Genomic DNA, 23636 nt, shown 5'->3' on the forward strand with positions numbered 1-23636 from the left:
GCTTTCATTGGTAATATAACGGTAGTTCTCAACAGTCCCGGTCTCGAAAGGGTGTCATGCAGCGTTTCATCAGTCTCGCCCTCATTGCCATGGCATGCGCCGCGGGCGCCCGGGCCGGGGAAGTCCAGGTAGCGGTCGCCGCCAATTTCACCGCCCCGATGCAACGCATTGCCGCGCAATTCGGCAAGGACACCGGCCACCGGGCGAAGCTGGCCTTCGGTTCCACGGGCAAGTTCTATGCGCAGGTCAAGAACGGCGCGCCCTTCGAGGTATTGCTTGCCGCGGACGACGACACCCCGGCACGGCTGGAACGGGAAGGGCAGGCGGTGCCCGGCACCCGGTTTACCTATGCGGTCGGCAGGCTGGTCCTGTGGTCGGCGCGGGAAGGCTACGTCGATGCCGGGGGCGAAGTATTGCGCAGCAGCGATGTCAGGCACATCGCGATCGCCAATCCGAAGACCGCGCCCTATGGCACGGCGGCGGTGGCGGTCCTGAAAAAGCTGGGATTGTTCGACACGGTGCAGGGCAGGCTGGTGCAGGGCGAGAACATCGCGCAGACCCACCAGTTCGCCAGCACGGGCAATGCGCAGCTCGGCTTCGTCGCGCTGTCCCAGGTGGCCAGGGACGGTCGGATCGCCTCGGGGTCCGGCTGGATCGTGCCGGCCAGCCTGCACGATCCGATCCGCCAGGATGCGCTGCTCCTGGCCAAGGGGCGCGCCAACCCTGCCGCGGCGGCCCTGCTGGACTACCTGAAGTCGGACAAGGCGCGCGCCATCATCGCCTCCTACGGCTACGAACTGTAAGCCGGCATGGAAGGGAGCAACCTCGCAGCCGTGTGGCTGACCCTCAAGCTGGCGGCTATCGTCACGATCCTCCTGCTGATCCTCGGGACGCCGGTCGCGTGGTGGCTGGCGCGCACGCGTTCGCGTATGAAAAGCGTGGTCGGGGCGGTCGTGGCCCTGCCGCTGGTGCTTCCGCCGACCGTGCTCGGTTTCTACCTGCTGGTCGCCATGGGACCGAACGGCCCTATCGGACGCACGACCGAGGCCCTCGGCCTGGGCACCCTGGCGTTCACCTTTCCCGGACTGGTGATCGGCTCGGTCTTCTATTCCATGCCCTTCGTCGTGCAGCCCCTGCAGAATGCCTTCGAGGCGATCGGCGAACGTCCGCTGGAAGTCGCCGCGACCCTGCGGGCCGGTCCCTGGGACAGCTTCTGGTCGGTGGTGGTGCCGCTGGCGCGCCCCGGTTTCCTGTCCGGCGCGGTGCTCGGCTTCGCGCATACGATCGGTGAATTCGGCGTGATCCTGATGATCGGTGGGAACATCCCGGACAAGACCCGCGTGGTGTCCGTCCAGATCTACGACCATGTCGAGGCGATGGAGTATGCGCAGGCGCACGGGCTGGCCGGCGGCATGCTGGTGTTCAGCTTCGTGGTGCTGCTGGCGCTGTACACCTTCAATCCGCCATCGCTGAAAGGCATCCGCGGATGAGCGGCATCCGCGCCAGGTTCCGCATCGACCGCGGCGGCTTCCTGCTGGATGTCGACCTCGCCCTGCCGGGCCGCGGCGTGAGCGCCCTGTTCGGCCCCTCGGGCTCGGGCAAGACCACCTGCCTGCGCGCGCTCGCCGGCCTCGAACGGGCGCCGAACGGCTACGTCGCGCTGGACGGCGAGGTGTGGCAGGACGAGGCGCGCGGGCTGTTCGTGCCGACCCACCGGCGCGCCCTCGGCGTGGTGTTCCAGGAGGCCAGCCTGTTCCCGCACCTGACTGTGCGCGGCAACCTCGAATTCGGCTTGCGGCGCGTCGCCGGCGCCGAGCGGCGCTTCGAACTCGGGGCGGTGGCGGCGATGCTCGGCATCGCGACCCTGCTCGAGCGCAAGCCGGCCAGTCTCTCCGGCGGAGAACGCCAGCGTGTCGCGATCGCGCGGGCCTTGCTGTCCTCGCCGCGCCTGCTGCTCATGGACGAGCCGCTCGCCGCGCTCGACCTGCGGCGCAAGCAGGAAATCCTGCCTTACCTGGAGCGCATGCACGACGAGCTGTCCATCCCGATCGTCTACGTCAGCCACGCGCCGGATGAAGTGGCGCGCCTGGCCGACCACCTGGTGCTGCTCGACGCCGGACGCGTGGTGGCCAGCGGCCCGCTCACCGAGACCCTGGCCCGTGCCGACCTGCCGCCGGTATTCGCCGACGATACCGGGGTGGTGCTCGATACCGTGCTGGCCGGACATGAAGCCGATGAGCTGTCGCGCCTGTCGTTCGCGGGCGGCTCCCTGTACGTCGGACGGCGCAGCGAAGCGCTGGGCAGCCGCCTGCGCTGCCGCATCCACGCAAGGGATGTCAGCATCGCGCTGGAGCGGCCCCACCGCAGCAGCATCGTCAACCTGCTGCCGGCGGTCGTGACGGCGAGCGCCGCCACCGACACGCCGGGCCACGTGCTGGTGCAGATGCGCATGGGCGAGGTGCCGCTCCTTGCCCGCATCTCCGAACGCTCGCGGCGCGAACTGGAAATCCGTCCCGGCCTGGCGGTCTGGGCGCAGGTCAAGGCGGTCGCACTGCTGGCCTAGGATGATTGTTGCAAAACAGGCCAGGGCGCGATTTTTTCCGGGATGATTTTGGCGCGGTTTCGACCTCGGCCTTACAATACCCGGCCATTCTGCAGAAATCTTTCCCATGTCCAACGCACCAAAATTCGGCCTCAACGGGCCGCAGAGCGAAGCCGTGCTCTATCTCGATGGCCCATGCCTGGTGCTGGCCGGTGCCGGCTCGGGCAAGACGCGCGTCATCACGCAGAAGATCGCGTACATGATCGAAGACCGCGGCTACGACCCGCGCACGATCGCCGCCCTGACCTTCACCAATAAGGCCGCGCTCGAGATGCAGGAACGCATCGCCAAGCTGCTCAAGCAGCCCAAGCAGGCCAAGCAATTGACCGTCTCCACCTTCCACTCTCTCGGCGTCAAGATCCTGAGACAGGAAGCCGCCGGCGTCGGCCTGAAGGACAAGTTCTCGATCATGGACAGCGACGATTGCTATACCGTCGTCTCCGACCTGGCGCTGACCACCGACAAGCAGGAAATCCGCCGCATCCAGAACGCGATCTCGCTATGGAAGAACGGCCTGGTCGACCCGGAAGACGCGATTCAAGCAGCGAAAGACGAGGACGAGGCGATGTCCGCGCGCGTCTACCGCAGCTACCTGGCCACCCTGCAGGCCTACCAGGCGGTCGATTTCGACGACCTGATCCGCCTGCCGGTGGAGCTGTTCCGCAACAACGAATCGATCCGCGACCGCTGGCAGCGCCGCCTGCGCTACCTGCTGATGGACGAGTACCAGGACACCAACACCTGCCAGTACGAACTGGTGAAGCTCCTGGTCACGGGCCTGGGCAAGAAGCCGATGTTCACCGCCGTGGGCGACGACGACCAGGCGATCTACGCCTGGCGCGGCGCCTCGGTGGAAAACCTCAAAACCTTGCAGACCGACTTCCCCGACCTGCGCGTGATCAAGCTGGAACAGAACTACCGCTCCACCACTCGCATCCTGCAGGCGGCCAATGCCGTCATCGGCAACAACCCGAAGCTGTTCGAGAAGTCGCTCTGGTCCGAGCACGGCCTGGGCGAGCCGATCGAGGTGCTGGGCATGCAGAGCGACGAGCAGGAAGCCGAGCAGGTCGCCATCATGATCTCGGCCGATCACTTCCAGCGCAAGAACAAGTGGACCGACTACGCCATCCTGTACCGCGGCAACCACCAGGCGCGCGTGATCGAGCAGGCCCTGCGCAAAGAGCGCATCCCCTACACCATGTCGGGCGGCCAGAGCTTTTTCGACAAGGCCGAGATCAAGGACATCATCGCCTACCTGCGCCTGATCGCGAACCAGGACGACGACCCGGCCTTCATCCGCGCCGTCACCACGCCCAAGCGCGGGGTCGGCATGGCGACGCTCGAGACGCTGGGCGAATTCTCCAAGCAGTGGAACTGCTCGCTGTTCGAGGCCGCGCGCAAGGGCGGCCTGGAGGCCAAGCTGGCCGAGCGCCAGCTGGCGCCGCTGCGCGACTTCTGCCGCTTCATGCTGGAGCTGGAAGACCGCGCCACCCGGCCCGGCCCGTCCGGCAGCGGCGACAATGCTGCCGAGGTGCTGGACGACATGATGAAGGAGATGAACTACGAGCACTACCTGTACGAGAACTTCGACGACCGCGCGGCCCAGGCCAAGTGGCAGAACGTACTGGAATTCACCAACTGGCTGAAGGAACGCGGCCGGGGCGGGCGCGACCGCGATGGTGAGGAAAAGAACCTGCTGGAGCTGACCCAGATGGTGGCCCTGATGTCGATGCTGGAAGGCTCGGACGAGGAACAGGATGCGGTGCGCATGTCCACCCTGCACGCCTCCAAGGGCCTGGAATACCCGCACGTGTTCCTGGTGGGGGTGGAAGAGGGCATCCTGCCGCACAAGGGCGATCCGGATGCGCCGGTGGAGGTCATGGCCGCCCGCATCCAGGAGGAACGCCGCCTGATGTACGTCGGCATCACGCGCGCCCAGCGTACCCTGCGCCTAACCTGGTGCAAGAAGCGCAAGCGCGCCGGCGAGCTGGTGCACTGTGAACCCTCGCGTTTCATCAAGGAGATGGCGCTCGACGTCGGCGACGCGCCGCCCAAGGAAACCGAAGTGCTCAGTCCCAAGGAAAGGCTGGCCAGCCTGAAGGCCTTGCTGGCCATGCCGAAAGCATAATTGTGCGGTCGATGCGTTGCACATAAGCCTTGGTGCCTTGCTAATAGCCGCGCACGATTGAAATTCTTATTTGACTTCATTTGTGCTGCGGGAAATACTTTCCGGAAAGCGAGCTCAGTGTAGAGTCTTGCAACCACTTTCTGACTATTTCACGCATGGCAACCGTTACCGACCTGACCAAGACGCCCATGTCCGGGCTGAACCACATCGACGCGCTGCTCGACATCGGCCCCGATTGGAACTACATGATCGGCGTCACGCCGAACACGATCTACTACACCTTCGACATTTCCTCAGGAAACGAAGTGGACCAGGACACCGGCAAGGCAGTGACTGGGCAGGCGATATTCAATATCGACCAGCAAGCCGCCGCGCGCACCGCCTTCTCCTATCTGCAGCAGGTGACCGGCATCCAGTTCGTCGAAACCGCGAACGGCAGCAATGCCCAGATTCACCTGGCGAACCTCGACCTGCAAGGCAGCCAGACGACCGGCCTGTGCAGCTGGAATGGGCCGTATTCCTACATCGGCAACACCGTTGTCGACTACAAGCCGAATGCCTATGTCTATCTCGACAACGTCGAGTGGAAGGCGCAGAACAGCAAGCCGGTCCCGGGCAGCGAGGGTTACCAGACCCTGCTGCATGAGCTGGGGCACGCGCTCGGCCTCAAGCATCCCTTCCATGAGGGCGACGAGCAGGACCACATCCATTTGCCCTTCCAGCAGGACAACACCGGCAACACGATCATGTCGTACACGGATACCGGCGGACCGTACAGCACTTTCAGCCCCTACGACATCGCCGCGCTGAATTGGCTGTACGGCGGTGACGGCCTGGGCGGCGCGCTCGGCGTCGACGCCGGCGGGCGCTACATCACCGGCACCACCGGGGCCGACCGCATTACCGGTTCGGCCGGCAACGACCGCATCGTCGTCCTTGGCGGCAACGACGTCATCGACGGCGGGGCCGGCCTTGATACCGTCGTGTTCAGCCGTGGCCGCAGCGAATACAGCTTCAGCGAGAACGGCAGCGGCAGCCTGCTCGCGACCCACGCGACGCTGGGCACCGTCACGCTCACCAACATCGAACTGCTCGCCTTTACCGATGGACAGTACCAGCGTTCCCAGGTGACGGCCGATACCGTGGCGCCGCCTGCGCCGGTGCTGACAGTACGCAAGAACGCCGCCGATTACCTCCCGACCGGTTCCACGCCGGTTTTCACGGGCCAGGTGGAGCCGAACGCCGTGGTGCGCATCTACTACAATGACAAGGTCGTTGCCGAAGCCCGCACCGATGCCAGCGGAGTATTCAGCATCGTGGGCAGCGACTTCCCCGATGGACGCGGCTATTCCGTGTACGCGACCGCTACCGATAGCGCCGGCAATGTGTCCGTGCGTAGCGCCCCCCTCAGCTTCCACGTCGACGCCACCGCACCGGTGGCCCCGACGTCCAGCGTGGCGCTGCCCCAAGGAGGGAACCAGCCCGTTTTCAGCGGCGCTGCCGAAGCGGGAACGACCATCCAGCTGGTCCGTCTCAGCGACGGTGTGGAGATCGGCCGCACCGTTACCAACAACGACGGTACTTGGAAAATTGACTCGCCGGCACTTCCGAACGGGAACTACGACGTCTTGGCGGCGTCGGTCGATATTGCCGGTAACGCTTCCAGCGCGGAAACGCTCCTGCAGTTCACCATTAACAGCACGCTGAACATGAGTGGTGACGCCGCGAACAACCGCTTCACGCCGGGCGCGGGCAACAATGCCATCGACGGCATGGGCGGCATCGACACCGTCGTCTACGCCGGCGCGAGCAGCAATTTCACGATCGCACGCGGCGTCTATGGCGTGACCGTCACCGAGAAGAGTGGCGCCCTTGGCACCGATAACCTGATCAATGTCGAGCGCATCCAGTTCGCCGACGGCTGGAAGGCGATCGACATCGATGGCATCGGCGGCCAGGTCTACCGCCTGTACGAGGCGGTCTTCGGCCGCCCCTCGGACAAGACCGGCATGGGCTATTGGATCGACCGCATGGAAAAAGGCACCAGCCTGCTGCAGGTCGCCAAGGAGTTCATCACCAACCAGCCAGAGTTCGACAAACTATATGGCGCGAACCCGAGCGACGGCGAATTCCTGACCAAGTTGTACGCGAACATCCTCGACCGTGCACCGGATGCTGCCGGCTACGCGTATTGGGTGGGACGTATCGTCGATAGCAGCCGCGAGCAAATCCTGATGGAATTCAGCGAAGGTTTCGAGAACCAGGCTCAGGTGATCGGCAGCATCAGCGGCGGTATTGACTACACGCCCTGGACCGGTGCCTGACCCGGGAGCCGGCGCGAGACTGGCATAATGCCGGTTTTGCGCCGGAGCCAATCGTGAGCCAGGAAGACCGTTTTGTCGATATCGAGATCAAGCTCGCGCACCAGGAAGACCTGGTCGAGACGCTGAACGACACCATTTACCGCCAGGGCCGTCGTATCGACCAGCTCGAAGCCCTGGTCGCCTCGCTGGTGGACCACGTCCGCACCCTGCAGTCCACCCGCCAGGGACCGGTCAACGAGAAACCGCCCCACTACTGACACCGGCGCCGGCCAGCATGGCGCCCAGCCGCTTGCCCAGGCAGAGCAGGGTGAGGGTGGGCGGCAGTCCCCACGGCTGCGGGATCACCGAGGCGTCGCACACGTACAGTCCGGGCGCGGCGCGCAGGTCGCTGTCCACGCCCGCGCCGATACGCACGCTGCCGCCCGGATGGGCGGCGAAATGGCGGGTCGCAAAGACCTGCTTCGCTCCCGCTGCGTCCAGGATCCGGCGCGCCATCCCGATGCCCTGTTCGAAGCGCGCGCGGTCGCCTGGCGTCAGGCGCTTGTCCACCCAGCGCGGGCCGACCGCGCCGCCGATGTCGTCGCGGATCTTCACCATCAGGCTCAGCGTGCGCCGGTGCGCGCCGACCCGGTCGACGCGGCCGGCCTGCAGCGCGAACGCGGCGTACATCGGCGCCGGCAGCGTCAGGTCGGCCAGTGCGATGCCCTGGTCCGGGAAGCTGGCGCCGGCCGCCATCGGCACCTCGGCGCCGCCATCGACGTCGTCCACGCTGCCCATCACGGCGACGACCGGATCGCTGAAGAAGGGGGCGTGACGCGGGCCCAGGCCGGATGCATGCAACAGGCGCGGGCTGCCGATGCCGCCGCCCGCCAGTACCACCGTCGGCGCGCGTGCCGTGTGCGTGCCGCCCGCGCGCCGGAATTCCACGCCGATGGCGCGTCCGTCCTCCACCAGCACGCGCCGCACCCGGCTGCGGTCGAGCAGCACGGCGCCGTCGCGGCAGGCTTCCTCGATGAAATCGCGCGCGCTCCATTTGGCGCCATAGGGGCAGCCGTACACGCAGCGCCAGCAGCCGCTGCGGCAGGCCTGCGGGCGAATCATCTTGTCGAGCTTTTCCCATGGGAGGCCGGCGGCGCGCGCCGCCGCCATGATGCGCCCGGCCATCGGGCCGACCAGGCTGTCGGGCAGGGGCGCGAGCGGCAGTTCCGCGCGCAGGGCGGCGAGAAACGGCGCCAGCTCGATGCCGTGGGCCGCGAACATGGCGGCGGGAGGCGCGGCGGCGGTGGCGAAGTTCAGCGCCGAGCTGCCGCCCAGGCCGGTACCGGCCACCAGCAGCGAGGCGTCGCGGTGCAGCCAGGTGCCGCGGCCGGGCAGGGCCATGCTGGCCATCTGGCCCAGGGTGCCGGCCAGGGGCGCGGCGCTGCCCTGCTCGAGGATGAGCACGCGGGCGCCATCGCGCGCCAGTTCGCGCGCCGTGCTGGCGCCGCCGGGGCCGGTGCCGACGACGATGGCGTCGTAGGGGCGTTGGGTGAGGGATTCCATGGTGAAAACGATGCTAGCACGGCCAGAATTGATACATGGCCGATACATGCCGATACATGGCCGATACATGTGCCATACATACCTTTTTTATTGTGACGACGTGCGTATAAGCCTGCTATGATCGTCGCGCAACGGCTGTCGAGCACTCCCGGCAGCTCCTTCAAAAGAGTCCGAAAGATCGCATGAACCGACCACACCTGTTCATCGTTGCCGCCAGCCTCGCGCTCGCGCACACTGCAGTTGCGGCACCTGCCGCACCGGCCCTTGACGCCTCCAATCCGTTCGCCCAGCCCAGCAGCCTGCCGCTGAACTATCCGGCTTTCGACAAGATCAGGAACGAGCACTTCCTGCCTGCCTACGCCGCCGGCATGGCCGAGCACCTGCGCGAGATCGACGCCATCGCCAATAGCCGCGCGGCGCCGAGTTTCGACAACACCATCGTCGCCATGGAGCGCGCCGGCCAGATGCTGTCACGCGTGGCCGCCGTGTTCTCCAACCTGCAGACGGCGAACACCAACGAGGTGCTGGATGCGGTCGACCGCGAGATGTCGCCCAGGCTGGCCGCGCACAACGACGCGATCTACCTGAACCCGGCCCTGTTCCAGCGCGTGAAGACCCTGCACGCCAAGCGCGCCTCGCTGGGGCTGGACGCCGAATCGAAGCACCTGCTCGAGCGCGTGTACAAGGAATTCGTGCGCGCCGGCGCCAACCTGTCGAGCGCCGACAAGGACAAGCTCAAGAAATACAACGCCGAAATCGCCTCGCTGCAATCGGACTTCTCGCAGCGCGTGCTGAAGGAAGCCAATGCCTCGGCGCTGATCGTGGACACGCGCGAGGAGCTGGCCGGCTTCTCGGATGCCGAGATCCATGCCGCAGCAAGCGAGGCGGAAAAGCGTGGCCTCAAGGGCAAGTACGCGATCGCCATCGTCAACACCAGCAGCCAGCCGCCGCTGGCCAGCCTTACCAATCGCAGCACCCGCGAGCGCCTGATGGCGGCCTCCCTGAATCGCGGCAGCCGCGGCGGCGAGTTCGACACCCGCCAGCTGGTGCTGCGCCTGGTCAAGCTGCGCGCCGAGCGCGCCGCGTTGCTGGGCTACCCGAACTACGCGGCCTATTCGCAGGAACTGGAAACGGCCAAGAACCCGGCCGCCGTCAACAAGCTGCTGGCCGAACTGGCCAAGCCGGCGGTGAACAACGCACGCAAGGAAGCGGCCGAGATCCAGAAGCTCATCGACAAGGAAAAGGGGGGCTTCAAGGTCGCCAGCTACGACTGGCCGCTGTACCAGGACAAGGTGCGCGCCGCGAAGTACAACTTCGACGAGAACCAGCTGCGCCCTTACTTCGAGCTGAACCGCGTGCTGGTGGACGGCGTGTTCTTCGCCGCCACCAAGGAATTCGGCATCACCTTCAAGGAGCGCAAGGACCTGCCGGTCTACGATCCGGACGTGCGCGTGTTCGATGTGTTCGACCACGACGGCAAGCAGCTGGCGATCTTCCTGTTCGACCCTTACGCACGCGGCAACAAGCAGGGCGGCGCCTGGATGAACGAGTACGTGTCGCAGTCGCACCTGCTGGGCAAGCGCCCGGTGGTCGGCAACCACCAGAACATCCCCAAGCCCCCGGCCGGCCAGCCTACCTTGCTGACCTATGACGAAGTGCGCACCATGTTCCACGAGTTCGGCCACGCGCTGCACGGCATGTTCTCGGACGTGAAGTATCCGCACTTCTCGGGCACCAACGTGCCGCGCGACTTCGTCGAGTACCCCTCGCAGGTCAACGAGATGTGGGCGATCTGGCCCGAGGTGTTATCGAACTACGCCAGGCATTACCAGACCGGCGCGCCGATGCCGAAGGAATTGCTGGACAAGGTGGTCGCCTCGAAAAAGTTCAACCAGGGCTACATGACCACCGAGTACCTGGCCGCCTCGCTGCTCGACCAGCGCTGGCACCAGCTCAAGCCGTCCCAGATTCCGACCGACGTACTGGCCTTCGAGGCCAAGGCGCTGAAGGATGCCGGCGTCGACTTCGCCCCGGTGCCGCCGCGCTACCGCACAACGTATTTCTCGCACTCGATGAACGGCGGCTATTCGGCCGGCTACTACGCCTACCTGTGGAGCGAAAAGCTCGACGCCGACACCGTGCAATGGTTCACCGAGAGCGGCGGCCTGTCGCGCAAGAATGGCGACCACTTCCGCAAGACCCTGCTGTCGCGTGGCGGCAGCGCCGATGCGATGGACCTGTTCCGCAACTTCCGTGGCCGCGATCCGGTCATCCAACCGCGGCTGCAACGCGGGTGTCTGACGTTTAATTATTTTTTTTCCGGCGCCGCGCCTTTCGCCGCGGGCCCACACCCCGGGCGGCGAAAGGCAGGCGTGTTTCAACGTAGTTCAATCACCATTCGAGATACCATGAATCGTCCCCGTATGCTCCTGATCGCGGCAAGCGTCGCGATGGCCAACCTGGCCTATGCCGCGCCGCTCGATGCGTCCAACCCGTTCGCCAAGCCGAGCACCCTCCAGTACGGCTACCCGGCCTTCGACAAGATCAAGAACGAGCACTTCGCCCCGGCCTTCGCCGAAGCGATGCGCGAAGAGGCCGCCGAGGTCGATGCCATCGCCAACAACAAGGCCGCGCCGACGTTTGAAAACACCATCGTCGCGATGGAGCGTTCGGGCCAGTTGATGAACCGCGTGTCGGCAGTGTTCGGCACCCTGACCGGTTCCTACACCAACGACACCCTGCAGGCCCTGGCCAAGGAACTGGCGCCCAAGCTGGCCGCCCACAACGACGCGATCCGCCTGAACCCGAAACTGTTCCAGCGCATCCAGACCCTGTACGCCAAGCGCGACAAGCTGGGCCTGGACGCCGAATCGACCTACCTGATCGAGCGCTACCACAAGGACTTCGTGCGCGCCGGCGCCAAGCTGTCGAATGCCGACAAGCAGAAGCTGAAGGAGATGAACGGCAAGCTGGCCGCGCTGCAGACCCAGTTCAGCCAGAACGTGCTCAAGGAAGTGAACGCCTCGGCCTTCGTGGTCGACACCCGCGAGGAACTGGCCGGCCTGCCGGCCAAGGCCATCGACGCCGCCGCCGCCGAAGCGAAGAAGCGCGGCCTGGACGGCAAGTTCGTGATCCCGGTCGTGAACACCACCCAACAGGGCCCGCTGTCGATGCTGAGCAATCGCAGCACCCGCGAGAAGCTGTTGGCGGTGTCGCTGGCGCGCGGCTCGCGCGGCGGCGAGTTCGACAACCGCGACGCCGTGCTGCAACTGGCCAAGCTGCGCGCCGAGCGCGCCGAGCTGCTGGGCTACAGCAGCCACGCCGCGTACTCGCTGGAAGACCAGACCGCCAAGAACACCGCCGCGGTCAACAAGCTGCTGTCGGACCTGGCCGCGCCTGCCGTGCGCAACGCCAAGAAGGAAGCCGCCGAGATCCAGCAAGTGATCGACGCCGAGAAGGGCGGCTTCAAGGTCGCCGCCTACGACTGGAACTACTACAGCGACAAGGTGCGCGCCGCCAAGTATGCGTTCGACGCGAACCAGCTCAAGCCTTACTTCGAACTCGACCGCGTCCTGCACGACGGCGCTTTCTTCGCCGCCAACAAGCTGTGGGGCATCACCTTCAAGCAGCGCAAGGACCTGCCGGTGTATGACCCTGACGTGCGCGTGTACGACGTGTTCGAGGACAACGGCGAGCACCTGGCGATCTTCGTGCTCGACCCGTACGCGCGCCCGAACAAGCGCGGCGGCGCATGGATGGGCGCCCTGGTCAGCCAGAGCACCCTGCTGGGCAACAAGCCGGTCATCACCAACAACCTGAACCTGGCCAAGCCGGCGCCGGGCGAGCCGACCCTGCTCACCTGGGACGAAGTGCGCACCACCTTCCACGAACTCGGCCACGGCACCCACGGCTGGTTCTCGAAGGTGAAGTACCCGCGTTTCTCGGGCACCAGCGTGCCGCGCGACTACGTCGAACTGCCGTCGCAGGTCTACGAGATGTGGATGGCCTGGCCGGAAGTGCTGGCCAACTACGCCAAGCACTACCAGACCGGCGAGCCGATGCCGAAGGAACTGCTCGACAAGCTGAGCGCCTCGCAGAAGTTCAACGAAGGCTACCGCACCACCGAGTACCTGGCCGCCGCGGTGATCGACCAGCGCTGGCACCAGCTCGGCTCGAAAGCCGTCCCGTCCGACGTGAAGTCCTTCGAAGAGCAGGCGCTGAAGGATGCCGGCCTCGACTTCGCGCCGGTCCCGCCGCGCTACAGCTCGACCTACTTCTCGCACTCCTTCGCGGGCGGCTACTCGGCCGGCTACTACAGCTACCTGTGGGCCGAGCGCCTGGATGCCGACGCCGGCGAATGGTTCAAGGAGAACGGTGGCCTGAACCGCAAGAACGGCGACCGCTTCCGCAACATGGTGCTGTCGAAAGGCGGCACCATGGACGCGGTCCAGATGTACCGCGACTTCCGCGGCCGCGATCCGGTCATCGAGCCGCTGCTGGAGCGCCGTGGCCTGAACTGATGTCGATGAAGCCGGCGCTCGCGCCGGCTTTTTTGATTGCTGCATCCTTTCACTAAAACCATAACGAGGACACCATGATCCGTCCACATATCCTGCTGGTTGCCGCCGCCAGCGTCGCTTCCACCCTGGCCTATGCCGCTCCCGCCTCGATGCTCGAGGCCTCGAACCCGTTCGCCAAGCCGAGCACCCTGCCGTTCAACTATCCGGCGTGGGACAAGATCAAGAACGAGCACTTCGCCCCGGCCTTCGCCGAAGCGATGCGCCAGGAAAGCCTGGAAATCGAAGCGATCGCCAACAACAAGGCGGCGCCGACGTTTGAAAACACCATCGTCGCGATGGAACGCTCGGGCCAGCTGATGAACCGTGTCGGCGCCGCCTTCGGCACCCTGAAGGGTTCGTACACCAACGACACGCTGCAGGCCCTGGACAAGGAACTGGCGCCGAAGCTGTCGGCCCATAACGATGCGATCCGCCTGAATTCCAAGCTGTACGCCCGCATCAAGACCCTGTACGACAAGCGCAGCAAGCTGGGCCTGGACGCCGAAGGCCAGTACCTGATCGAGCGCTACCACACCGACTTCGTGCGCGCCGGCGCCCAGCTGTCCGATGCCGACAAGCAGAAGCTCAAGGAGATGAACGGCCAACTGGCCGCGCTGTCGACCCAGTTCGCCCAGAACGTGCTGAAGGAGGCGAACGCCTCGGCCCTGGTGGTGGACAGCCGCGCCGAACTGGCCGGCATGCCGGACAAGGCGGTCGACGCCGCCGCCCTTGAGGCGAAGAAGCGCGGCCTGGACGGCAAGTTCGTGATCCCGGTCGTGAACACCACCCAGCAAGCGGCCCTGTCGGTGCTGACCAACCGCGCCACCCGCGAGAAGCTGCTGGCGGCGTCCATGGCGCGCGGCTCGCGCGGCGGCGAATTCGACAACCGCGAGGTCGTGCTCAAGCTCGCCAAGCTGCGCGCCGAACGCGCCGTGCTGCTGGGCTACCCGAACCATGCGGCCTACAACCTGGCCGACCAGACCGCCAAGAACACGGGCGCCGTCAACCAGCTGCTGGCCGAATTCGCCAAGCCGGCCGTGAACAACGCGCGCAAGGAAGCGGCCGAGATCCAGAAAGTGATCGACCAGGAGAAGGGCGGCTTCCAGGCCGCCGCCCACGACTGGGCCTTCTACAGCGACAAGGTGCGCGCCGCCAAATACGCTTTCGACGGCAACCAGTTGAAACCCTATTTCGAACTGAACCGCGTGCTGGTGGACGGGGTGTTCTTCGCCGCCACCAAGGAATTCGGCATCACGTTCAAGGAACGCAAGGACCTGCCGGCCTACAACGAGGACGTGCGCGTGTTCGACGTGTTCGACCACGACGGCAAGCAGCTGGCGATCTTCACCTTCGACCCCTACGCGCGCCCGAACAAGCGCGGCGGCGCCTGGGCCAATGCCTGGGTACCGCAGAGCAAGCTGCTGGGCACCAAGCCGGTCATCGCGAACAACCTGAACATCGCCAAGCCGGCCGCGGGCGAGCCGACCCTCCTGACCTACGACGAAGTGCGCACCACCTTCCACGAGTTCGGCCACGCCCTGCACGGCATGTTCTCGGACGTGAAGTACCCGCGCTTCTCGGGCTCGCGCGTGCCGCGCGACTACGTCGAGTTCCCGTCGCAGGTGAACGAGATGTGGATGACCTGGCCGGAAGTGCTGGCCAATTATGCCAAGCACTACCAGACCGGCGCGCCGATGCCGAAGGAGCTGCTCGACAAGGTGCAGGCTTCGCAGCAGTTCAACGAAGGCTTCCGCACCACCGAGTACCTGGCCGCGGCGCTGCTGGACCAGGCCTGGCACCAGCTGTCGCCGAACCAGATCCCGACCGACGTGCTGGCCTTCGAGGCTGACGCGCTCAAGAAAGCGGGCGTTGACTTTGCCTTGGTGCCGCCGCGCTACCGCACCACCTACTTCTCGCACACCTTCTCGGGCGGCTACTCGGCGGGCTACTACGGCTACCTGTGGGCCGAGAAGCTGGACGCGGACACGGTCAACTGGTTCAAGGAGAACGGCGGCCTGACCCGCAAGAACGGCGACCACTTCCGCAAGACCTTGCTGTCGCGCGGCGGCACCATCGATGCGATGCAGATGTACCGCAACTTCAGCGGGCGCGATGCGCAAGTGCGTCCGCTGCTGGAACGCCGCGGCTTGACGGGGGAATAAGCCCGTCTGGCGCCGGCCGTGCAATGCGGCCGGCGCTTGTATACACTCCCGCCAATCCCTTCAACAGCAAGCCTCCAAGCGATGAGTGTTCAATCCCTCCACGGTATTACCTTAGAATCCCTGTTAACCCGCCTCGTCGAACACTATGGCTGGGAGGGGCTCGGCCGCCGGATCGACATCAACTGTTTCCAGAAAGACCCGAGCATCAAGTCGAGCCTGAAGTTTTTGCGTCGCACCCCATGGGCGCGCGAGCAGGTCGAGGCGCTGTACCTCGAGACCCGCTTCACCAACTAACGAGAGCGACATGTTGAACGAAAACGAGCACACCAACGAGCGCGATGAGAACCTGAAAGCGCACCTGAAGGCCTTGCACCGCCATCTGCAGGAGACCGATAACGTCGATCCCGAGCTGGAAACCCTGCTGCGCCAGCTCGACGGCGACATCGACCGCGCCCTCGCGCGCCACGCCGAGAGCGAGCTCGACGAGAACACCTATGGCCTGTCTTCCCGTACCCAGGAACTGGCGGCCCGCTTCGATGCGAACCACCCGACCTTCTCGGCCGGCCTGCGCCAGCTCGGCAATATGCTGTCCAATATGGGTATCTGACTACTGCCGCGCCGCAACTCATTGATAACTAAGCCATTTTTGGAGGCTGAGGGAGACCCAAAAATGGTTTTCCGGTACAATACCGGCCAATGAACTCCCCAGTAAACCTTTTCGCGAGCGTCCCGAAGCGCTCCAGCCGCGCTCCCGCCGCGCCTTTCCTCCCGATGTCCCGTGCCGAAATGGACAAGCTCGGGTGGGATTCGTGCGACATCATCCTGGTCACCGGCGACGCCTACATCGACCACCCGAGCTTCGGCATGGCGCTGGTCGGCCGCCTGCTGGAAGCGCAGGGCTACCGCGTCGGCATCATCAGCCAGCCGGACTGGACCTCGGTCGAGCCTTTCCGCGCGCTCGGCAAGCCGAACCTCTACTGGGGCATTACCGCTGGCAACATGGATTCGATGGTCAACCGCTACACGGCCGACCGCAAGATCCGTTCCGACGATGCCTATACCCCGAACGCCGAGCCGAACAAGCGCCCCGACCGCGCCGTCACGGTGTACTGCCAGCGCGCCCGCGAAGCCTTCCCGGGCGTGCCGGTGATCGCCGGCAGCATCGAGGCTTCGCTGCGCCGCATCGCCCACTACGACTACTGGTCGGACAAGGTGCGCCGCTCGGTGCTGTTCGAATCGAAGGCCGACCTGCTCATCTTCGGCAATGCCGAGCGCGCGCTGGTGGACGTCACGCGCCGTATCGCCGCCGGCGAGAACATCAAGAACATCCGCGACCTGCGCGGCACCGCCTTCCTGGTGCCGCACGGCTGGCTGCCGGACGACGAATGGAGCGTGCACAACTCGACCCGCGTCGACGTGCCGGGCCGCGTCGATCCGCATCCAAACCCCTACGCGATGGCGCAGGAAGACACGAAGGCGTGCGCCACCGAAAACGCGCAGCCCGAGCCGGTGGTGAAACCGGTGGTGATCATGACGCGCGAGGAGCGCCAGGCCGCCGCCCGCGCAAAGGCCCAGAAAACCGTGGTGCGCCTGCCTTCTTTCGAGACCGTCAGCGAAGACCCGGTGATGTACGCGCACGCCTCGCGCGTGTTCCACCTCGAGTCGAACCCGGGCAATGCGCGCGCCCTCGTGCAGCAGCACGGCGACCGCGACGTCTGGCTGAACGCGCCACCGCTGCCGCTGGCCATGGACGAGATGGACAACGTCTACGACCTGCCATACGCGCGCGCGCCGCACCCGAGCTACGGCAAGGCGCACATCCCGGCCTGGGAAATGATCCGCTATTCGGTGAACATCATGCGCGGCTGCTTCGGCGGCTGCACTTTCTGCTCGATCACCGAGCACGAAGGCCGCATCATCCAGAGCCGCTCGGAACCGTCGATCCTGCGCGAGATCGAGCTGATCCGCGACACCACCAAGAATTTTGCCGGCACCATCACCGACCTGGGCGGTCCGACCGCCAACATGTACCGCCTGGCCTGCAAGGATAAAAAGATCGAGGAGTCCTGCCGCCGCCTGTCGTGCGTCTACCCGACCATCTGCAGCAACCTGGGCACCGACCACAGCAAATTGATCTCTTTGTACCGCAAGGCGCGCGCCATTCCGGGCATCAAGAAGATCCTGATCGGTTCCGGCCTGCGCTACGACCTCGCGGTGCGCTCGCCCGAGTACGTCAAGGAACTGGTCACCCACCACGTGGGCGGCCTGCTGAAGATCGCGCCGGAGCATACCGAGCAGGGCACGCTCTCGAAAATGATGAAACCGGGCATCGGCGCCTACGACGAGTTCAAGCGCCTGTTCGACAAGTACTCGATCGAGGCCGGCAAGAAGCAGTACCTGATCCCGTATTTCATCGCCGCCCACCCGGGCTCGACCGACGAGGACATGCTGAACCTGGCACTGTGGCTGAAGAAGAACAACTTCAAGCTCGACCAGGTGCAGACCTTCACGCCGACGCCGATGGCGATGGCCACCACCATGTATCACTCGGGCAAGAACCCGCTGGCGAAGGTGACGGAAGATTCGGAAGTCGTCGAGACCGCCAAGAGCGGCAAGACCCGCAAGCTGCACAAGGCCTTCCTGCGCTACTACGATCCGGAGAACTGGCCGGTCCTGCGCGAGGGCCTGAAACGCATGGGCCGTGGCGACCTGATCGGCACGGGCGAGCGCCACCTGGTGCCGCCGCCAGGCGCCGAGCCGGCGCCGGACTGGGACCGCAAGCGCATGGTGCCGGGCGGGACGCCGGTGGGCGAGCGCGAGGTCGGCAAGCGCGGGCCGGGTACCGGACGCAGTAGCGGCGCGGGACGCGACAAGGTGCAGGTGCGCGTCGAGCGTGCGCCGGCCGCGGCCGTGGTGGCATCGTCCAAGGCCCGTCCTTCGATCCTCGATACGATCAAGGCCAAGCCGAAAGCAGGGCGCAAATAAGGCCGTCTTGCCGATACAAAAGCCGGAGCTGGTCTCCGGTTTTTTTTCGCCTATTTACCGGGAAATCTGGCCGGAAAACAAGCTGGTGAAGACCTTGTGCGCGCACAGGATCGCGCCGGGACGCAGCGCCACAATCGGATGCGGAGGGGCGCCGGCGCGTGCCGACGGCCTGTTCGATCACTTCTTTCCGGGAGCACAAAGTGAACCGCATACACGACCCAGGCCGGGCGCCGCACGGCCTGCTCCGGCTGTCCGCATGCTTGCTCGGCAGCATGCTCATCGTCGGCACGTCCGCCGCCTGGCAAGCGCCGGCGGCGGACGAACCGGCGCTCGAAAAAGCGCGCCCGGCGACAACGTACCGCGTGATCAACCTGCGTCCGTCCGGCGAGAGCCTGCAAGCCGGGATCGGCATGTTCAACGCCCGCAACCAGCTTGCGTTCTCGACCGGCGCCGGAGGCCTGATCCGCGGCTGGTTCTATGACGGCAGCAGCCTGGTGGACATCGGTTCGCTCAATGGCCGGACCACGCAGGTCAATGACCTCAACGATGCCGGGCAGGTCGTCGGCGCCGGCTTCATCCGCGACGCTGGCACCCCGGAGGCTCCCGGCGAGATCTATCATGCCTTCCTCTGGAGCAGGGCGAGAGGCATACGTGACCTCGGCACCCTCGGCGGGGACGGGACGTCCCGCGCAAACGCCATCAACAACCTGGGCCAGGTGGTGGGCGACGCCTATGCCCCCGACGGCAGGTTCCACGCATTCCTGTGGAGTGCGCGCGAGGGCATGCGCGATCTCGGCCTGCTCGGCTCGCGTCCCGACAGCGCCAGCGCTGCCAGCGGGATCAACGAGGCCGGCGAGGTTACCGGTGCAGCCACCCTGAACAACGGCAATTACCACGCTTTCGTGTGGACACGCCAAAAGGGCTTGCAGGATCTCGGCACCCTGGGCGGCACGACCTCGTCTGCGCTCGACATCGCGGACAACGGCCTGGTGGCGGGCGAATCGACGATACGCGGCGATGTCGCCAGGCATGCCTTCGCCTGGACGCGGCGCAGCGGCATGCGCGATATCGGACCGGCCGGCCGTAACGACGCATTCGTGCAGGAGTTGTCGTCGAACGGACACCTGTCCGGTTTCGTGCTCCTGAACAGCGGCGACAGGCGCCCGTTCTCCTGGACCCGTGAAGGCGGCCTGCGCATCCTCGGCACCCTGGGCGGCAGCGACGCGCTCGCCCAGGGCGGCAACAACAGGCGCGAGGTGGTGGGCGGGTCGTTTACCACCGGCGACCTGGACTTCCATGGCTTCCTCTGGACTCCCAGGAGCGGCATGGTCGACCTGAACACGCGCCTGCGGAATGCGCCGGCCGGGCTGGTCGTCAGAAATGCGTATGCGATCTCGGACGATGGCTACATTTTTGCCGACTCGAATGCCGGCGTGGTGCTGCTGGTGCCCGACAACTGCCCGACCCGGACGCAGTCGGTCGGTCCGATCGCGGCGAGCAGCCTGGTGGCGGTCGGCCGGCCTTTCGCCTCCTCGGTGAACACGGCGAGCGAGGACAAGGCCGCCAGCCATAACGTCCTGTGGAACTGGGGCGACGGCAGCGGCGACCAGCAGGGCAGCGTGCGCATGCGCGAGGGCAGCGGCGCCGCCATTGCACAGCACACGTACACGGCGCCCGGCGTCTACACGCTGCAGGCGAAAGTCGCCGACCGCAGCGGCAAGGGCGCGACCGCCAGCCGCACCGTCGTGGCCTACGAAGCGGCGCCCGGCGTGACGGCCGCCAGCGGCTGGTTCGTTTCCCCGCGCGGCGCCCACAAGGCGGCCGGCAGCAGGCTGGACAGGGTGGAATTCAGCTTCCTGTTCCCGTCGGACGCGGGGAGCAGCAAGGCGGCGCCACGCCTGGCGATCAGCGGCACCGGGCTGCAATTCAGCAGCGAGCACATCCGCATGGTGAAGCGGTCCGGGACACGCGGCTTCGAGGGCAGCGGCACCCTCAATGGGCGCGGCGGCTACCGCTTCAGCCTGAGCACCGCGACAGGCGCTACTGGCGCCACGGGACGCTTCGGACTGAAGATCTGGCATACCGACCCTGCCAGCGGCGCCATCGTCGTCGATTACGACAACGGGGGCGCGAATGGGTTGGGCTCACTGTTCCGGGGCGACATCCGGATGCACTAGCTCTCTATCCCCGGCACCATGCGTGCGCGCCGCTCATGGGCGACATCCAGGTCGAGGCTGGCCTGCCGCGCACGCAGGGTGCGCGCATAGCGGTGCCGCGCGCGCAGGCGCGGATTGGTGACGAGGCGCCCCAGCGTCTCGCCCACCACCATCACCACGCCCAGCAGCGGCAGCACCAGCATCAGCCCCACCACCCCGGCTAGCGCGCCGCCGATGAAGATCATCAAGACCGTCACCAGGGGATGGACGCGGATGCTGCGCCCCAGCGTCAGCGGCATGAACACGAAGTCGTCCAGCAGGCGCGCCAGCACGAACACGCCGATCGCGCCGTAGGCAATGAAAGGATTGCTGGGCGCATCGGTGGAGGCCACGATCACCACCAGCACGCAGCCGACCACCGAGCCGACGAAAGGCACCCAGGCCAGCACCGCGCAGAACAGGCCGAGCAGCAGCGGCGAGGACACCCCGATCGTCCACAGGCCCAGCGCCAGCACCGCCGTGTCGAGCACGGTCAGTTTGATCAGGCCTTCGAAATAGCGGCGCGCGGTCTGGTCGACTTCGTGCAGCAGGTAGAGCGCGCGTTCGAAATAGGCGTTCGGCACCGCGCGCGCCAGGAATTTCTTGAAGCGCAGGCCGTCACGCAGGAAGAAGAAGGTGAGGAAGGGCGCCAGCAGCAACGAGGGCACCCAGGTTGCGACCGCGACCAGGATCTCGCCCAGGTGCTTCTCGGCGAAGTTGTCGGTATGGGCGCGGAAGATGCCGTTCACGGTCGAGGTCAGGCGCATCTCGGCCAGCAGCGGGAACTTCTTTTCGAGCAGGGTCATGGTGTTGTGCACGAAGGCGATCCCGCCGTCGAGGTAGAGGCCGACCGTCTTTTCCCACGACGCTTCTTCCGGTCCCGGGCTCCATGAGAAGGCGGCGGTCAGCGCCAGCGCCAGGGCGGCGAAGAAGCCCAGGCAGACCAGCATCGCGGCCCCATTGCGTCCATAACCGCCGCGCACCAGGCGCTGCATCGGCCCGACCAGGATGTAGTGCAGTACCCCGCCGAACAGGAAGGGCAGGGCCAGCCACAGCATCTGCTGCACCACCAGCAGCAGCACGCAGGTGGCGGCGATGATCCCGGTCCAGACGACCGGCCCGGCGCGCTCGCTGCGGTTCATAGGGCTTCCAGCTGGGGACGGCCGGTGCCCATCCATTCACGCAGGCGCAGGCCGATGTGGCGAGCCAGCGCCAGCGAAATCTTGTAACCGATCACGGCGTCGGTCTCGAGCAGCCCGAGAAAGTCGGCGCGGAAGAACACCGCCATCTCGCAGGGCTCGACCGCGCGTGCCTGGGCATTGCGCGGCGAATTGTCGAGCAGGGCCAGGTCGCCGAAGAAGCTGCCCGGCCCGAGTTCTGCCACCACCTGGTTGCTGCCTTCGTGGAGCTTGTTGATGACGACCCGGCCGCTCATGATCAGGTACAGCGCCTGCCCTTCCTCACCCTCGTCGAACACGATTTCGTCGGTGAGGTAGCGGCGCTCATGCAGGAGACCGTCGACGATTTTCAGTTCCAGGGGCGTCAATGTCGAGAACAGCGCCGAGTTCTTCAGGCGGTGCAGGCGCGGCGACATCTTGGGCGACTTGAGGAAACCAAAAATCACGATTGCTCCAGCATGGTGCGTTGATATGTTGTCGGATGATTATCCGCTATCGGGTGCTGCTGTGCATCAAAAAAGCTCTGCCCCACATATGTCCCGGTAGAAAGTGTTGCGCTTACACATGTCTATGCAATTGTGCGTGCCCTGTCAGGGAAACGGTGTAATATAGTTCCTCAGGGAAATATATGTTAATAAAATAACATAATTGAGGTGATGCCAATGGCTCACCCATGGGAACAGCAGTGCTCGACATTCATTCTTTCCTGCTGGCGCTCGGCGTCGGCAATATCGCCTTTGCCATCCTGATGGCAGGGTACACGCATGGCGCTGCGCCCAGTCCGGGATTGCGCCTGTGGATGTGGGCACGCTTCGGCATGGGCGCCTGCCAGCTGCTGGGCTGGTGCCGCTTCTATTTCGACGTGGCGCTGCTCAACGGTATCGAAGGGGCCGGCTGGGTCCTCGCGGTATCGCTGGAGGTGGCCGCCTACTGTATTTTCTTCGGTCTCGAGCACTGGCGGCGGGTGTTGCTGCCGGTGTCGGCCCTGGCCCTGGCCATCGTGCTGGCGGCCGGCCGCGCCGGTGTGCCCATGCCCTACCTCACTGCGCTGGTAGCCGGGGTGCTCGCGCTGTTCGCGGCAGCGATGGCCTGGATCCTGCTGCGCCCCCGGCGCCGCGCTTCGCTGCTACAGCGGATCATCGGCGCCAATGACGCGCTGTTCGCGGTTGCGGTGGCCGTGTGGGGCGCCAGCTGCCTGAGCAGCGACGCGTCCCTGGGCCAGCGCGTGGCGCAGGAATCGGCTTACCTGGCCGGCTACCTCCTGATGATCGTGAATGGCTTCGGCTTCCTGTTGTTGTGCAAGGAAAAGGACGATACCGACATGGCGCGCCTGGCCACCACCGACAGCCTGACTGGCCTGCCGAATCGCCACGCCTTCCTCGAGCGTGCCGAGAACGCACGCCAGGCCGCGCTGCGCCAGCGCCAGCCGCTCGCGCTGGCGATGATGGACATCGATCACTTCAAGCAGATCAACGACCGCTTCGGCCATGCCACGGGCGACGAGGCGCTCACCGTTTTCGCCCGCACCGCGCGCGCGACCCTGCGGGCCCATGAGACCATCGGCAGGCTGGGTGGGGAAGAATTTGCGATGGTGCTGCCGGGGACCGATGTGGCGGGGGCCTTGCACGCTGCGGAACGACTGCGGCGAGCGGTGCGCGAGGCGGTCGTGATCACCAGCGGCACGCCGTACACGATGACGGTGAGTATCGGGGTTGTCGTGCTCGATCCGAACGAGACGCTCGGGATGGCGCTGGCACGGGCGGATCATGCGCTGTATGCGGCCAAGAGCGGGGGGCGGGATCGGGTGGAGGTGGGGAAGCCGCAGCAGCGGCGGGCATGAGAAGACTGGCCTGAGAAGACTGAAGTGCAAAGAAAAATGGTCCGCCAATGCGGACCACTTTTCTTTGAAGTGTTCAAAGCGGACGGGGCTCGCCCACGTGCCGCGGGCCGCGGATTCGCTT

Annotated in this window: 16 protein-coding genes and 1 pseudogene; 14 read left to right on the forward strand and 3 right to left on the reverse strand. The window is 65.7% G+C overall.

The annotated features are described in order from the left end of the window. Positions 1–56: 56 nt before the first annotated feature. The 6 genes from modA to ACK4S9_RS05195 all read left to right on the forward strand — a co-directional run bounded on the left by modA (position 57) and on the right by ACK4S9_RS05195 (position 7311). A complete protein-coding gene (modA, locus tag ACK4S9_RS05170) occupies positions 57–803 on the forward strand; it encodes a molybdate ABC transporter substrate-binding protein (RefSeq protein ID WP_409722422.1) in 747 nt (248 codons plus the stop codon). Between the two features lie 6 nt (positions 804–809). Further along, positions 810–1490, forward strand: a complete 681-nt coding sequence (gene modB, locus ACK4S9_RS05175) for a molybdate ABC transporter permease subunit (protein ID WP_409722425.1) — start codon at positions 810–812, stop codon at positions 1488–1490. Beyond that, positions 1487–2563, forward strand: coding sequence for a molybdenum ABC transporter ATP-binding protein (gene modC / locus ACK4S9_RS05180; RefSeq protein ID WP_409722428.1), 1077 nt, complete (start codon positions 1487–1489; stop codon positions 2561–2563). The genes modB and modC overlap by 4 nt, the downstream gene beginning before the upstream one ends. A 106-nt stretch (positions 2564–2669) precedes the next feature. Next, on the forward strand, positions 2670–4730 hold the full coding sequence (locus ACK4S9_RS05185; protein WP_409722431.1) for a UvrD-helicase domain-containing protein: 2061 nt from the start codon (positions 2670–2672) through the stop codon (positions 4728–4730). A 155-nt stretch (positions 4731–4885) separates the two neighbouring features. Then, on the forward strand, positions 4886–7054 hold the full coding sequence (locus ACK4S9_RS05190; protein WP_409722434.1) for a DUF4214 domain-containing protein: 2169 nt from the start codon (positions 4886–4888) through the stop codon (positions 7052–7054). 53 nt (positions 7055–7107) lie between these two features. Beyond that, on the forward strand, positions 7108–7311 hold the full coding sequence (locus ACK4S9_RS05195) for a SlyX family protein (RefSeq protein ID WP_027866480.1): 204 nt from the start codon (positions 7108–7110) through the stop codon (positions 7309–7311). Here the strand turns inward: ACK4S9_RS05195 and ACK4S9_RS05200 are convergent. Further along, positions 7286–8596, reverse strand: a complete 1311-nt coding sequence (locus ACK4S9_RS05200; RefSeq protein ID WP_409722438.1) for an FAD-dependent oxidoreductase — start codon at positions 8594–8596, stop codon at positions 7286–7288. The genes ACK4S9_RS05195 and ACK4S9_RS05200 overlap by 26 nt on opposite strands. Before the next feature lie 182 nt (positions 8597–8778). Here ACK4S9_RS05200 and ACK4S9_RS05205 point away from each other — a divergent pair. The 7 genes and pseudogenes from ACK4S9_RS05205 to ACK4S9_RS05235 all read left to right on the forward strand — a co-directional run. Continuing rightward, a pseudogene (locus ACK4S9_RS05205) lies at positions 8779–10899 on the forward strand (M3 family metallopeptidase); the annotation flags it as partial. 120 nt (positions 10900–11019) lie between these two features. Continuing rightward, positions 11020–13116 (forward strand): M3 family metallopeptidase, encoded by a 2097-nt coding sequence (locus ACK4S9_RS05210; RefSeq protein WP_409722662.1) that lies wholly within the window; start codon positions 11020–11022, stop codon positions 13114–13116. A 74-nt stretch (positions 13117–13190) separates the two neighbouring features. Beyond that, positions 13191–15317 carry a M3 family metallopeptidase gene (locus tag ACK4S9_RS05215; RefSeq protein ID WP_409722441.1) on the forward strand — a complete coding sequence of 709 codons (2127 nt, stop codon included), beginning with the start codon at positions 13191–13193 and terminating at the stop codon, positions 15315–15317. Between the two features lie 81 nt (positions 15318–15398). Further along, the gene (locus tag ACK4S9_RS05220) at positions 15399–15611 is read left to right on the forward strand and encodes a VF530 family DNA-binding protein (protein WP_027866485.1); all 213 of its coding nucleotides are present in this window, start codon (positions 15399–15401) and stop codon (positions 15609–15611) included. A gap of 10 nt (positions 15612–15621) precedes the next feature. Then, the gene (locus ACK4S9_RS05225) at positions 15622–15924 is read left to right on the forward strand and encodes a DUF4404 family protein (protein WP_409722446.1); all 303 of its coding nucleotides are present in this window, start codon (positions 15622–15624) and stop codon (positions 15922–15924) included. A gap of 89 nt (positions 15925–16013) precedes the next feature. After that, positions 16014–18302, forward strand: coding sequence for a YgiQ family radical SAM protein (locus ACK4S9_RS05230; RefSeq protein WP_409722449.1), 2289 nt, complete (start codon positions 16014–16016; stop codon positions 18300–18302). 200 nt (positions 18303–18502) lie between these two features. Next, on the forward strand, positions 18503–20479 hold the full coding sequence (locus ACK4S9_RS05235) for a PKD domain-containing protein (protein ID WP_409722452.1): 1977 nt from the start codon (positions 18503–18505) through the stop codon (positions 20477–20479). On the opposite strand, the gene ACK4S9_RS05240 is transcribed toward ACK4S9_RS05235, so the two are convergent. Continuing rightward, a complete protein-coding gene (locus tag ACK4S9_RS05240) occupies positions 20476–21639 on the reverse strand; it encodes an AI-2E family transporter (protein ID WP_409722455.1) in 1164 nt (387 codons plus the stop codon). The two genes, ACK4S9_RS05235 and ACK4S9_RS05240, sit on opposite strands and share 4 nt — an antisense overlap. Further along, positions 21636–22121: a cyclic nucleotide-binding domain-containing protein gene (locus ACK4S9_RS05245; RefSeq protein WP_409722458.1), complete on the reverse strand. Its 486-nt coding sequence runs from the start codon at positions 22119–22121 to the stop codon at positions 21636–21638. The genes ACK4S9_RS05240 and ACK4S9_RS05245 overlap by 4 nt, the downstream gene beginning before the upstream one ends. A 239-nt stretch (positions 22122–22360) precedes the next feature. Between ACK4S9_RS05245 and ACK4S9_RS05250 the strand changes: the two genes are divergently transcribed. Further along, positions 22361–23515: a diguanylate cyclase gene (locus tag ACK4S9_RS05250; protein ID WP_409722461.1), complete on the forward strand. Its 1155-nt coding sequence runs from the start codon at positions 22361–22363 to the stop codon at positions 23513–23515. Positions 23516–23636: the final 121 nt, after the last annotated feature.

Origin of the sequence: Massilia sp., assembly GCF_046293535.1 — a bacterium.
Classification (GTDB): Bacteria; Pseudomonadota; Gammaproteobacteria; order Burkholderiales; family Burkholderiaceae_D; genus Telluria.

Coding starts and splice junctions, on each gene's coding strand:
- modA (WP_409722422.1), top strand. CDS start 57: ATGCAGCGTTTCATCAGTCTCGCCCTCATTGCCATGGCATGCGCCGCG.
- modB (WP_409722425.1), top strand. CDS start 810: ATGGAAGGGAGCAACCTCGCAGCCGTGTGGCTGACCCTCAAGCTGGCG.
- modC (WP_409722428.1), top strand. CDS start 1,487: ATGAGCGGCATCCGCGCCAGGTTCCGCATCGACCGCGGCGGCTTCCTG.
- ACK4S9_RS05185 (WP_409722431.1), top strand. CDS start 2,670: ATGTCCAACGCACCAAAATTCGGCCTCAACGGGCCGCAGAGCGAAGCC.
- ACK4S9_RS05190 (WP_409722434.1), top strand. CDS start 4,886: ATGGCAACCGTTACCGACCTGACCAAGACGCCCATGTCCGGGCTGAAC.
- ACK4S9_RS05200 (WP_409722438.1), bottom strand. CDS start 8,596: ATGGAATCCCTCACCCAACGCCCCTACGACGCCATCGTCGTCGGCACC.
- ACK4S9_RS05210 (WP_409722662.1), top strand. CDS start 11,020: ATGCTCCTGATCGCGGCAAGCGTCGCGATGGCCAACCTGGCCTATGCC.
- ACK4S9_RS05215 (WP_409722441.1), top strand. CDS start 13,191: ATGATCCGTCCACATATCCTGCTGGTTGCCGCCGCCAGCGTCGCTTCC.
- ACK4S9_RS05220 (WP_027866485.1), top strand. CDS start 15,399: ATGAGTGTTCAATCCCTCCACGGTATTACCTTAGAATCCCTGTTAACC.
- ACK4S9_RS05225 (WP_409722446.1), top strand. CDS start 15,622: ATGTTGAACGAAAACGAGCACACCAACGAGCGCGATGAGAACCTGAAA.
- ACK4S9_RS05230 (WP_409722449.1), top strand. CDS start 16,014: ATGAACTCCCCAGTAAACCTTTTCGCGAGCGTCCCGAAGCGCTCCAGC.
- ACK4S9_RS05240 (WP_409722455.1), bottom strand. CDS start 21,639: ATGAACCGCAGCGAGCGCGCCGGGCCGGTCGTCTGGACCGGGATCATC.